This window comes from Mycobacteriales bacterium, assembly GCA_030697205.1.
In the GTDB taxonomy this organism is placed as follows: Bacteria; Actinomycetota; Actinomycetes; order Mycobacteriales; family SCTD01; genus JAUYQP01.
In genome coordinates, this window is the sequence record JAUYQP010000013.1 from 76373 (window position 1) to 89251 (window position 12879).

General features: G+C 73.9%; 7 protein-coding genes. 2 read left to right on the forward strand and 5 right to left on the reverse strand.

Going from position 1 to position 12879, the window contains the following annotated elements; translation table 11 throughout:
- Position 1 precedes the first annotated feature (1 nt).
- Positions 2-2242, forward strand: coding sequence for an AAA family ATPase (locus tag Q8R60_03735; GenBank protein ID MDP3711582.1), 2241 nt, complete (start codon positions 2-4; stop codon positions 2240-2242).
- Between the two features lie 161 nt (positions 2243-2403).
- Here the strand turns inward: Q8R60_03735 and otsB are convergent, their stop codons facing one another.
- The 3 genes from otsB to Q8R60_03750 form a co-directional block, all read right to left on the reverse strand.
- Positions 2404-3153, reverse strand: a complete 750-nt coding sequence (otsB, locus tag Q8R60_03740) for a trehalose-phosphatase (GenBank protein MDP3711583.1) — start codon at positions 3151-3153, stop codon at positions 2404-2406.
- A 14-nt stretch (positions 3154-3167) separates the two neighbouring features.
- Positions 3168-4037 carry a LytR C-terminal domain-containing protein gene (locus Q8R60_03745; protein ID MDP3711584.1) on the reverse strand — a complete coding sequence of 290 codons (870 nt, stop codon included), beginning with the start codon at positions 4035-4037 and terminating at the stop codon, positions 3168-3170.
- 71 nt (positions 4038-4108) lie between these two features.
- Complete coding sequence (locus Q8R60_03750; GenBank protein MDP3711585.1) at positions 4109-4414, reverse strand: DUF3263 domain-containing protein; 306 nt, start codon at positions 4412-4414, stop codon at positions 4109-4111.
- Positions 4415-4624: 210 nt separating this feature from the next.
- Between Q8R60_03750 and Q8R60_03755 the strand changes: the two genes are divergently transcribed.
- Positions 4625-6589, forward strand: coding sequence for a phosphodiester glycosidase family protein (locus tag Q8R60_03755; protein MDP3711586.1), 1965 nt, complete (start codon positions 4625-4627; stop codon positions 6587-6589).
- On the opposite strand, the gene Q8R60_03760 is transcribed toward Q8R60_03755, so the two are convergent.
- Together Q8R60_03760 and Q8R60_03765 are read right to left on the reverse strand one after the other, a co-directional pair.
- The gene (locus Q8R60_03760; GenBank protein ID MDP3711587.1) at positions 6586-11376 is read right to left on the reverse strand and encodes an NAD-glutamate dehydrogenase; all 4791 of its coding nucleotides are present in this window, start codon (positions 11374-11376) and stop codon (positions 6586-6588) included. The two genes, Q8R60_03755 and Q8R60_03760, sit on opposite strands and share 4 nt — an antisense overlap.
- 98 nt (positions 11377-11474) lie before the next feature.
- Positions 11475-12830 carry an MCE family protein gene (locus Q8R60_03765; GenBank protein ID MDP3711588.1) on the reverse strand — a complete coding sequence of 452 codons (1356 nt, stop codon included), beginning with the start codon at positions 12828-12830 and terminating at the stop codon, positions 11475-11477.
- Positions 12831-12879: the final 49 nt, after the last annotated feature.

Below are 12879 nucleotides of genomic sequence, written 5' to 3' on the forward strand. Positions count from 1 at the left end.
GGTGCTGACCCTCACCGCCGTCCAGCGGCTCGCCGGCCACGAGCGCTCGCGCGGCATCGTGCGCGTCTCCGCCGCCGCCCTCGCGCTGCTCGGCGCGCGCCACCTCGACCTGGTGCTGTTGACGGGGGCCCGCGCGACGGGGGCGCTCGTCGCGCCCGCCCCCGACGGCACCCCCGGCGACGTGCTGCTGTGCGACGAGCTGATGCTCGCCAACCTCGGGGTCGCCGACGGCACCGCGGTCACCGTCGAGCTCGCGGGGATCCTGCCGGCGCAGACCGTCGTCGTCGCGGGGCCGCCGGAGGTCGTCGCGGTCGTCGATCCCGCACTGCTGCGCTCGGCGCTGCACGGCAAGGCGGTCACCACCGGCGACGCGGTCATGCTGCTGCCGCAGGAGCTCGAGCCGGCACCGGACTTCCGCGAGGCGAGCAAGAGCCTGCGCAACCGGCTGGGCTTCCAGCAGCAGGCGGCGCGGCTGTCGGTGCTGGAGGTCCACCCGCCGGGTCCGGTGCTGGTCGGGCCCGGCACGGCGGTGCGGTGGGAGGGCGGCCCGTCGACGCTCGGTGCGCTGCCGGTCGCGGGCGCGGTCCCCGCTGCGCCTGCCTGGGAGCCGACCCGGGGTCCCGTTCCCGCTGGCCCCGCGGTGGGCGTGCCCTTCCAGGCCGCTCCGGCGTCGGTCCTGCACCGGGTCGAGGACCTGCCCGGGCTCGAGTCGCAGGTGAAGGCGCTGACCGAGTGGCTCGACCTCGGCTTCCACCACCGCGACCTGCTCGCCACGCTCGGCACCCCGCCCTCGATGGGCGTGCTCGTCACCGGCGCGGCGGGCTCCGGCAAGGCCGCCCTCGTCGAGGCCGTGTGCACGACGGTGGGGGCGCGGCTGATGCGCGCCTGGGGCCCGGCGCTGGCGTCACTGGAGCCCAACGCCGCCGCCCGCGAGATCACGACCCTGCTGTCCGACGCCGCCCGCAGCGCCCCGGCCGTGGTCCTCATCGAGGACGTCGAGGCGCTCGCCCCGCGCGACGGCTCACCGCTGCTGCCGACGTTCCTCACCGCGATCCGCGACGTCGTCCGAGACGGCCGCGTGGCGGTCGTCTGCACCACCGCCGCGCCGGAGAAGGTCACTGCGGAGCTGCGCTCCCCCGGCACCCTCGACCACGAGCTGTCGGTGCCGCTGCCCGACAAGGCGCAGCGCCAGCGGCTGCTCGAGCACGCCACCCGCGCCGTGCCGCTCGACACCGACGTCTCGCTCGCCGATGTCGCTGGGCGCACCCCCGGCTTCGTCGCCGCCGACCTGCTCGCCCTGGTCAAGCGGGCCGCGCTCGAGGCCGCCGGCCGGCAGCGCGACGCCGCCCACCCGGTGGTGACGGCCGCCGACCTCGACGCGGCGCTCGACGTCGTGCGGCCCACCTCGATGGAGGGCACCTCGCTCGACCTCGCGTCACTCACCCTCGACGACGTCGGCGACATGGAGACGGTCAAGGCCGCCCTCACCGAGGCGGTGCTCTGGCCGCTGCAGTACCCCGACACGTTCTCCCGCCTCGGCGTCAGCGCTCCCCGCGGCGTCCTGCTCTACGGCCCGCCCGGCTGCGGTAAGACCTTCCTCGTCAAGGCGATCGCCGGCTCCGGCCAGGTCAACGTCTTGTCCGTCAAGGGCGCCGAGGTCCTGTCGAAGTGGGTCGGCGAGTCCGAGGCGTCGGTGCGCGAGCTCTTCCGCCGCGCCCGCGAGGCCGCGCCCACGCTGGTCTTCCTCGACGAGGTCGACGCGCTCGCCCCGACCCGAGGCCAGTCCACCGACGGGGGTACGACGGATCGGGTCGTCGCCGCCCTGCTCACCGAGCTCGACGGTGTCGAGTCGCTGCGCGACGTCGTCGTCATCGGCGCGACCAACCGCCCCGACCTCATCGACCCGGCGCTGCTGCGGCCGGGCCGGCTCGAGCGGCTCGTGTTCGTGCCCCCGCCCGACGCCGAGGCCCGAGCCGCGATCCTGAAGGCGGCGTCGAAGAAGGTGCCGCTCGCGCCCGACGTCGACCTGGCGGCGCTGGCAGCCCGCACCGACGGCTACTCCGCGGCCGACTGCGCGGCGCTGGTCCGCGAGGCCGCGCTGGGGGCGATGCGCGAGTCTATGGAGGCCGCGACGGTGACCCTCGCGCACCTCGAGGCCGCTCTGCTCGCGGTCCGGCCGTCCCTCGACCCCGCCCAGGTCGAGGCGCTCGCCACCTACGCCGAGCGCCGCGCCGCCCGCTGACCTCCCCACCCACCCACCTGCCGGCTGACTCGGGTCACGGTGGTCGCCCCAGTGACCCCGCATGACCGAGACCAGGCCCGATCATGAGCACGCCGCGAGGTGGGGTCGGGACACACCGCACGCGTGCTCGCCCACGTCGAGGAGATGTCCTTCCCGGAAGGTCAGAGCGAGCGCAGCAGATCCAGCACGCCCTCGGGGCCGTCGACGACGACGTCGGCGAGCGCGCGCAGTTCGGAGGGGCCCTCGTCGGACCCACTGCAGACCGTCAGGGACGGGCCGTCCCACTCCCGGGCCGCGGTCAGCAGCGGCACGTCGCCGAGGTCGTCACCGGCGACGACGAGCGCGCTCGGGCGGTCGGCCAGCAGCGACCGCAGCGCAGACGCCTTGTCGTGGCCGGGCGCGCGCAGCTCCAGCACGTAGCGGCCGGGGTGCACCTCGAGCCCCGCGGCGGCAGCGACCGCCTCGACCCGCGGACGCAGCTGCTCGAGCAGGCCAGCGGGGTCCGCGGCCGGGCGCGTGTGCACGACGACCGCCAAGCCCTTGTCCTCGAGCCGCGCGCCGTCAGGCAGCCCGGCCAGGGCCGCGCTCGCGACCACCACGCCCGGGTGCGGCTCGGGGGTCGACAGGACGCCCGCCTCCCAGCGCTGCGCGCCGTACTGACCGAGGACCACGAGCCCGGGTACGCCGCGCAGCGACCCGAGGGAGACCGCCACGTCGGCCGGGCGGCCCGTGACGATCGCGACGCGAGTGCCGAGCGAAGCCAGCACCTCGGCGATGCCGGGCAGGGCGGCAGCGGTCGCGGGGTCGCTGACGATCGGCGCGAGGGTGCCGTCGAAGTCCAGCGCGACGAGCGCGCGGGCCCGATCGGCCCGCAGGGCGCGGACTGCGGGGTGGTCGTCGAGGCCCGGCACGCCCGCCATGGTCGCTAGGAGGAGCGGTAGTCGCGGGTGAGGACCACGGTGAGGCCGGTGCCGGGCAGGCCCGGGAAGCGCGGAGCGACCCGGCCGATGCCGAACTGCCGCGCGAAGTCGCGGGCGACCGCCTCACCACCGGGCGGGTAGTAGACCGACGTCGTCGTCACCCGTCCGGTGAAGTTGCCGGTCTGGCGGATCGGCCAGCCGCCCGCGGCGAAGCGCTGCGCGGCCGACGCGGCGAGACCGGTGCGACGGCTGTTGTTGAGGACGGTGACGGGGGCCTTCGCGACAGCGCTCGGCGAGGCGGTCGGGACGACGACGGGGGTGGTCGGCACGGCGGTGACGGTCGACGTGGCGGTGGGCTGCGCCGTGCCGGTCGGCGTGACGCTGGAGGTCACGGTCGGCTGCGTGACCGGCGAGCCGACCGTCGGCGTGCCCTGCGGGGCGTCGCCGCGGGCCCAGAGCAGCGCACCGATGCCGAGCGCGACGCCGGCGACGGCGACGAGTGCACCGGCGGCAGCCCGCACCGGGGAGATGGCGTCGTCGTGGGCGGCGGCGCGACGGGCGGCGCGGCTGCCGAGCACCGGCTCCTCGAGCGGCGCCCCGGCCCAGACGGGGTCAGCCGCGCTGACCGGCTCCGACGCCTCGAGGTCTCCGCCGGGCGGCGCGAGCTGCCAGTCCGCCGAGGACGCGCCGGGCGTCGGATCGCCGAACGCAGCGCCGCCGGCAAGGACGTCCTGCTCGTCGAGCGCGGCCGGGTCGGCGAACGACTCGGTCTGCGCAGCGGTCCGCTCGGCAGCGAACCGAGCGGCGTCATCGTCAGCCGCGGCCTGGGCGCGCAGCCACGCGTCGGAGCCGGTGTCGTGCGCGGCCTGCAGCACGGGGTCGGACTCGGGCGGGTCGACGTCGGGGAACGACCAGTCGTCCCCGTGCGGGTCGCGCGGACCGCGGCTCAGGCGTCCATCCCGAGCCGGCGTGCCGAGCGGGTGCGCTGGCGGGTGGTCCGCAGCCGGCGCAGGCGCTTGACGAGCATCGGGTCGTGCACGAGGGCCTCGGGCCGGTCGATGAGGGCGTTGAGGACCTGGTAGTAGCGCGTGGCGGACAGGTCGAACAGGTCCTTGACGGCCTGCTCCTTGGCGCCGGCGTACTTCCACCACTGCCGCTCGAAGGCGAGGATCTCGCGCTCGCGCTCGGAGAGCGAGCCGTCAGCGGAGCCAGCCTCGACGAGGGGCGTCTCGGGCGTGAGAGGCAGCGCCACGGATCCTCCAGCAGACGAACTACAACGGTGTGACTCCATGAAAGCACAACGGCAGTGGCCGCCCACGCAGGCCGGGGGGTTGCCTCGAGGTGAGGATCAGCGGACCGCCCACGAGCACGTCGTCACCGGCGCCCCCGCCGTGCGACAGTCGAGGGGGCCGCCCCTGCAGCCGGCCCGCCTGACCGCTACCTCCGAAGGACCTCCCTCACCGTGCGCTCCACGCTCCTCCCCCTCCTCGTCCTGCCCCTGCTCGCCCCGCTGGCGGCGCAGCCCGCCCAGGCGGCCGCACCGCAGGCACGGGCCGCCTCGCTCGACCTGCCGCTCGGCCACGACCGCATCGGCATCAGGCGCGGCGACACGTGGTACCTCCGCCCGGACCTGGGCCCGGGTGCCGCCGAGACCTACCGCGACCACGTGGGTGGCTGGGTCCCCGTCGCGGGCGACACCGACGGGGACGGCAACGGCTCGGTCAGCCTCTTCAAGGGCGGCACCTGGCGGATCAGCGACAGCCGCGAGGGCGGCGTGCGCGAGGTCCGCTTCGGCATGCCCGGCGACCTGCCCGTCCTCGGCGACTGGGACAGCGACGGCATCGACACCCTCGGCGTCTACCGCTCCGGGCGCTTCTACCTGCGCGACGGCATCAGCACCGGCGCGGCCCGCGTCGTCGGCTTCGGCATCCCCGGCGATGTGCCGGTCGTCGGCGACTGGGACGGCGACGGCGGCACCGACATCGGGGTCAAGCGCGGCCGCACGTGGTACCAGCGCGACGCCGCCGACGGCGGGGCCGCGAGCCGCACGATCGCCTTCGGCCTGGCCGGCGACCTGCCCGCGGTCGGCGACTGGGACCACGACAGCAAGGACACGATCGCGGCTTTCCGCGAAGGCACATGGTTCCTGCGCGACGCCGGCGGGACCTACCAGCAGACCCGCTTCGGGTTGAAGGGCGACATGCCCGTCGTACGACGCACGCAGGGGCTGGCGCCCGGCGTGACGCACCGCGTCGCCCGCGACCCGCGCGGCTGGGTCGCCCACGTCGTCACGGTCGACCTGGCTGCGGCCTCGACGCCCGACGTCGTGCTCGGCCGCGACAGGCTCGCCGGCACCGAGCTCACCTCCTCGATGGCCCGCCGGTCCGGCGCGGTCGTGGCGGTCAACGGCGACTACGCGACGAGCGACGGCCGGCCGGTCCACGGCTTCGCCCGCGACGGCCGGCTGCTGCAGTCGCCGTCACTGCTGGGCAAGGCGGTCGGTCTCGACCTCGGCGCGACGACGGTGCCGATGGGCGCTCCGGACCTCTCCGTCACCGTCCAGCCGGAGGGGGTCGCCGAACAGGTGGCCGTCTCGCGCTGGAACCAGGGCCAGCCCGACGGCGACCAGCTCGTCGCCTTCACGGCCGCGGGCGCCACCGTCGAGACGCCGCGCAGCGGTGCCTGCTACGCCGGGCTCACCGACGCGACCCCGGTCGTGCGCGACGGCGTCGTCGAGACCTCCACGACCGTCACGGGTCGGCGTTGCTTCGGCGACCCGGCCATGGTCCCGCCGACCGGCACGATGCTCACGGCCAATACCTACGCCGCCCTGCAGCCCTTCATCGAGGCGCTGACCCCGGGCCAGTCGCTCGTGATGCGCCAGACCCTCGGCTTCCCTGGAACGGTGGACCTGCTGGGCGGCAACCCGATGCTCGTCGTCGAGGGCAGCGTCCCGTCCGGCAGCGTCGACGGCAACGGCAGCTTCTTCGACCCGAACCCGCGCACCGCGGTCGGGACCACCGTCGACGGCCGACTGATCCTGGTGGTCGTCGACGGCCGCCGCTCCGGCTACAGCACCGGGGTCTCACTGCGCGACCTCGCCGACCTGATGGTGTCGCTCGGCGCGCACAACGCGATCAACCTCGACGGCGGCGGCTCGTCGACGATGTGGCTCAACGGCACCGTCGCCAACCGCCCGTCCGACGGCAGCGAGCGCGGGGTCTCCAGCGCTCTCGTGGTCCTGCCCGCAGGCGACCCGGGTGAGACCGGGCTGACCTCGGTCACCTCGCCGCCGGCAGCGAGCCGACGGGCTGCGGGCCCGGTGACGCCGACCGTGCCGGCCGCCGTCGTGCCGGGACCGGCCGACAGCCTCGACCGTGCCTGGCGCGACCCGGCCAGCAGCGGTGGTCTCGCGCAGCTGCGCTAGCAGCGCTCGCCGGCGCGGCTGGTCTGGGTGAGGCCGCGGATCATCCGCAGCGCCACCGACAGCGTCGCGACGTCGTAGGTGCCCTCGGCCTCGATGTCGGTAAGCACCTGGGTCGCCCGCGACAGACCGGCGGCGTTGTCGTCGGTCCAGGCCGCGATCCGCACCGCCGGGTCGCCCGGCGCCGTGCTGCGCAGGACGTCGGCGGCGAGTGCGGCCTGGGCGGCGTAGAGGTCGTCGCGCAGCGCGGCCCGGGCCAGCGTCAGCCAGCGGTCGGTGCGGGGCAGCGCGACGATGCGCTGGCGCACGGCACCGAGCCCGAGCAGGTCGTCGAGAGCGAAGTAGAGCGGCGCGACGTCCTCGACCGCGTGCCCGGTGGTGCCGGCGACCTCCACGACGTCGAGCGCGGCGTAGACCGCGGAGAAGCCGGCGACCCGCAGGGCTAGGTCGGCCGGGACGCCGTCGGTGACGTAGCGCGCGGCGGTGGCGCGCAGCGACAGCAGCGCGGTCGAGGTCAGCAGGTCCGGCAGGGCCTCCGAGACCGTCGTGGCTCCGGGTCGGAAGGCGCTGACGGTCGCCGCGATGTCGAGCGGCTGGCGCCGGGTCGTGAGCAGCCAGCGGGTCGCCCGCTCCACGAGGCGGCGCCCCTCGAGCAGCATCGTCGTCTGGGTGCCGGTCGGCACGAGGTTGTCGAGGGCCTCCACCTGCTTCCACAGCGCGGGCATGCCGAAGACCTCGCTCGCGACCGTGTGTGCGCGCACGACGTCGTGCGCGGGCGCAGCCATCTCCTCGCCCATCCGGTAGGCGAAGGTCGTGCCGGCCGTGTTGACCAGCCGGTTGGCCAGCGCGGTCGCGACGATCTCGCGACGCAACCGGTGGCCGGTCATCTGCGCACCGAAGCGCTCGCGCAGCGGCTCGGGGAAGTAGCGCTCGAGCTCGTGGCCCAACCACGGGTCCTCGGGCAGGTCGGAGGCGAGCACCTCCTGGGTCAGCCCGATCTTGGTCCAGGCCAGCACGACGGCGAACTCCGGACCGGTGAGCCCGGTGCCGGCGGCCTCGCGCGCGTCGAGCTCGGCGTCGGACGGGAGATCCTCCAGACCGCGGTCGATCTGACCGGTGCGCTCTTGGTGGGTGAGGTAGCGGCGGTGGACCGGGAGCATCTCGAGCGACTGCGCGCGGGCGTTGCCGAGTGCGACGTTCTGGTCGTAGTTGTCCTTGAGGACGAGCGCTGCGACCTCGTCGGTCATCGAGGCGAGCAGCGCGTCGCGGTCCTGCGCGGCGAGCACGCCGTCGGCGATCGCCTGGCCCAGCAGGATCTTGATGTTGACCTCGTGGTCGGAGGTGTCGACGCCGGCGGAGTTGTCGATCGCGTCGGTGTTGACCCGCCCACCCGCGAGGGCGTACTCGATGCGACCGCGCTGGGTCAGGCCGAGGTTGCCGCCCTCGCCGACGACCCGGCAGCGCAGCGCCGCGCCGTCGACCCGGATCGCGTCGTTGGCCTTGTCGCCGACGTCGGTGTGGGTCTCCGTCGACGACTTGACGTAGGTCCCGATGCCGCCGTTCCAGAGCAGGTCGACCGGCGCCAGCAGGATCGCGCGCATGAGCTCCGCCGGCGTCACGGTCTCGGCGTGGACGCCGAGGACCTCCCGCACCTGCGGGGTGAGCGGGATCGACTTCGCGGTGCGGGGGTGCACGCCGCCGCCCGCCGAGATCAGCGCCGGGTCGTAGTCGGCCCACGACGACCGGGGCAGCTCGAACAGCCGCCGGCGCTCGGCGTAGGAGACCGCCGGGTCGGGGTTGGGGTCGAGGAAGACGTGGCGGTGGTCGAAGGCAGCGACGAGCCGGATCTGCTCGGACAGCAGCATGCCGTTGCCGAAGACGTCGCCGGACATGTCACCCACACCGACGACGCTGAAGGGGTGGCTCTGCACGTCGAGGCCGGTCTCGCGGAAGTGCCGCTTGACCGACTCCCACGCGCCTCGTGCGGTGATGCCCATCGCCTTGTGGTCGTAGCCCGCCGACCCGCCCGAGGCGAACGCGTCACCGAGCCAGAAGCCGTGCTCGACCGCGATCGAGTTGGCGATGTCGGAGAAGGTCGCGGTGCCCTTGTCGGCCGCGACGACGAGGTAGGGGTCGTCGGCGTCGTGCCGCACGACCTCGGACGGGGGTACGACGACGCCGTCCACGATGTTGTCGGTGACCGCGAGCAGGCCCCGGATGAAGGCGCGGTAGCAGGCGATCCCCTCGGTGGTCCAGGCCTCCCTGTCACCTGCGTCGACCGGCCGCTTGACGACGAAGCCGCCCTTGGAGCCGACCGGCACGATGACCGCGTTCTTGACCATCTGCGCCTTGACCAGGCCGAGGACCTCGGTGCGGAAGTCCTCGCGGCGGTCGGACCAGCGCAGGCCGCCGCGGGCGACCGCGCCGAAGCGCAGGTGGACGCCCTCGACCCGCGGCGAGCAGACGAAGATCTCGAAGCGCGGGCGAGGCAGCGGGAGGTCCGGCACCAGCGACGGGTCGAGCTTGAACGACACCTGCTCCTCGCTGTCCACCGTCCCGGTCTGGAACGCGCTGGTGCGCAGCGTCGCGGTGATGAGGTCGCGAAACGACCGCAGGATGCGGTCCTCGTCGAGGCTGGCCACTCCGTCGAGGGCGGCGTCGACGGCCGCGCGGGCCTCGGCCTCAACCACCTCCGACGCGCGAGCCGGGTCGAAGCGCGCCTCGAACAGCGCCACGAGCAAGGTGCAGACGGCGGCGTTCTTCACCAGCGTCTGCGCGACGTAGGTGTCGCTGAAGGTCGAGCCGACCTGGCGCAGGTAGCGGCTGTAGGCGCGCAGCACCACGACCTGCTGCCAGCGCAGGCCCGCGACGAGCACGAGGCTGTTGAGCTGGTCGCTCTCGGCGCGGCCCTGCCAGACCGCGGCGAAGGCGTCCTGGAAGGCCGCGCGCTGGGTGTCGTCGAGGACGGCGTCGCCGGGACGACGCAGGCCGAAGTCGTAGACCCAGGCGAGCGGTACGCCGGGGCGGGCGACGGAGTAGGGGCGCTCGTCGCTGACCTCCACGCCCATGTCCGAAAGGACCGGCATGACCTGCGACAGCGTCAGCGGCGGTCCGACCCGGAAGACCTTGAAGCGGTGCTCCCCCGCTGCGGCGTCGACCGGACGGTAGAGCGACAGGTCGAGGCCCTCCTCGCCGAGCGCCTCGAGCAGCAGCAGGTCCTCGACGGCGTCGGCTGCCGGGAAGTCCTCCTTGTAGGCCTCGGGAAAGGCGCGTCCGTAGGTCGCCTGCAGCGCCCGCGCACCGGCCTGTCCGGCGTTCGCCGTGAGAGCATCCGCGAGGTCGTCGTCCCAAGAGCGGGTGACCACCTCGAGCTGCTGCTCGAGGGACTCCAGGTCGACGTCGCGCACGGTCGGCGAGGTGGTCCGCACGACGATGTGCAACCGGGCGAGAACCGATTCGCTCACCTTGGTCGCGTGGTCGACGCCGCTGCCCTCGAAGGCCTCGAGCAGCAGCCGCTGGACCCGCAGCCGGTTGTCGGTCGTGAAGCGCTCGCGCGGCAGGAAGATGAGGCAGGACACGAAGCGCGCGTAGTCGTCGAAGCGCACGAACAGCCGGACCTGGCGGCGCTCCTGCAGGTGGAGCACCCCGAGAGCCGTGGCCAGCAGCTCGTCGTCGTCGACCTGGAACAGCTCGTCGCGTGGGTAGTCCTCGAGGACGCCGAGCAGCGCCTTGTAGTCGTGGCTGCCCGGGGTGAAGCCCGAGCCGGTCAGCACCTTCTCCACCTTGCGGCGCAGCACCGGCACCGACATGAGGGGCGCGGTGTAGGCCTCGTGGGAGAACAGCCCGAGGAATCGGCGCTCGCCGACGGGCAACCCCTCGGGGCCGAGCCGCTTGACCCCGACGTAGTCCAGGTAGGACGGGCGGTGCACCGTGGCCCTCGAGTTGGCCTTGGTGATGGTGAGCAACGCCGGGTCCATCGCGCGGCGGCGCACCTCCGCGGGCAGCGCCGACAGCGGGACCTCGGCAGGGGCCATTCCGGTGTCGCGCAGGATGCCGAGGCCGGTGCCGGGGACGGCCGCCAGGGCCGGCTCCTCGGGTGTGCCGGCGAGGACGTAGTCGCGGTAGCCCAGGAAGGTGAAGGCGCCGTCGAGCATCCACTCGGTGAAGGCCTGCAGCTCCTTGGCGTGGGGGGCGTCGTCAGCGGCCTCGGCGAGCCGCGCCGCCATCCGGGGCGTGTCCTCGACGGCAGCGCGCACGTCCTCGAGCACCCGGCGCAGGTCGTTGCGCAGCCTGTCGCTCGTCTCGCGGTCACCGATGCGGTCGATCTCGACGTGCATGAAGGACTCGTGCACGACGTCGGGCCCGTCGGCGTCGACGACCTCGAGCAGCGTGCCGACCGCATCGCGGCGCACCTTCAGCACCGGATGCACAACGAGGTGGATGCCGAGGTCGTGGCGGGTCAGCTCGGCGCTGACGGTGTCGACGAGGAAGGGCATGTCGTCGGTGACGACCTCGACCATGGCGTGCGGCGACGACCACCCGTCTGTCTCGACCGTGGGCTCCACGACCCGCACCAGGGCGGTGCCGGGTGTCCGCCGAGCCGCGAGCTCCAGGTGAGACAGGGCCGCACCCGCGACAGCGCGAGGCTCGCGGCCGATGAGGTCCTCGACGGCGACGAAGCGGTAGTAGCTGCGCAGCAGCCGCTCCGCCTGCTCCCGCTCGAGCCGGTCGCCGACCTGCTCCACTGCCGCGTCGACCAACTCGCGCAGGGCACCTGCGCGCATGGTCATGGCCTGTTCCGCCGACATCATGACGACCCTCCTCGGCCCGGGACGCCGTCGGCCCGGTCCGTGCCCGCGACCCTAGCGGCGCAGTCGTCCCTCGTGGGTCAGCGCGAGTAGCTGATCACGGTGCCGCGGGCCATCGGGCCGAACAGCAGCGTGGCGATGTCGGGGACCGCCTCGGGGTCGCCGCCCATCACGGGTGCAGCCGCGATCCGCAGGGCCTCGCGCTCCCCGAGCAGAGCGAGCGCCGGGTCGGCCGCCACCTCGCTGCGGCGCTCGCCATCGTCACTCGGGTCGGGGGTCCCGCGGCCCCTGCACGGCTCGGTCTGCACGCCGGGCGCCTGCTCCTCCTCGTCGCAGTAGCCGTCGGTGACCTCGATCGTGATCGGGAAGGGGACGACCTTGTTCTCGATGCCGAGACCGAAGCAGGTCGGCCCGCTGTCCTCGCCGTACACCGGCTTCTCGTCCGGGAAGTAGGCGCCCTGGTCCTGGACGACCTCAAGCGTGATGTGCAGGCCGGGCTGCCCGCGACCGAAGACCCGTTCCGCCTCGGGGATGACGTCGGCGATGCCGTCGAGCATGCAGGGCACCCCCGGCGCGTAGCGCTCGTAGGCCTTGAGCACCGGCAGGCTGTCGGCCGCGAGGCGCACGAGCCGCTGCTCGTTCTCGGTCGAGAAGGCGGTCAGCTCGTCGGCGAAGGCGCCCGTGGCGTCGAGGAAGCCCGACAGCTCGTCCTGCTGGTCGACCGCCGCGCGGCTCGAGAACGACAGGTCCTCGATGACCTGCAGCAGGTCCGGAGCCGCGCTGTCGAAGGTGGTCGCGAGGTCGGCGAGACCGCGCAGGTCCTGCTCGATGGTCGGCAGCTCGGGGTTGATCTCGGCGAGGTAGGCCGCGGTCCGCTCGAGGTTGGCGCCGACCCGGTCACCCCTGTCGCGCAGCGCGGTCGACAGCGCGTTGAGGGTGACCGACAGCTTCTCCGGCCGCAGGGTCTGCAGCAGCGGCAGCAGGTTGTCGACGGCCTGCGCGGTCTCGAAGGCCGAGGTCGACCGGTCGAGGCCGATGACGTCACCGTCCTCGATGGTGTCGCTGGTGGTGCCGCCAGGCTGCAGGGCGACGTACTTCTCCCCGAACAGCGTCTTGGGCAGCAGCTGCGCGGTGACGTCGGCCGCGACGCGGCGGGCCTTGTCCTCGTCGATGGCGAGGGTGAGCACCGCGCCCTGCGGCGTCGTGCGGATCCGGCGGACCTCACCGACGATGAGGCCGCGGACCTTCACGTCGGCGCCGGTCGTCAGCTGGTTGCCGGCCCGCGATGCCTCCAGGTCCACCATCACCACAGGGGTGAAGCGCTTCTGGTAGACCGCCACGGAGGAGCCGACGAGCAAGGTCAGGACTGCGAGGAACACCAGGCCGTTGAGTCGCTGGAGCGCGAGCGCCCGACCCTTGCGCAGCGGCGCTGCCACCCTGTGACCTCCCTCATACCCCAGACCGGGCGTGATCGTGCCATGTCGG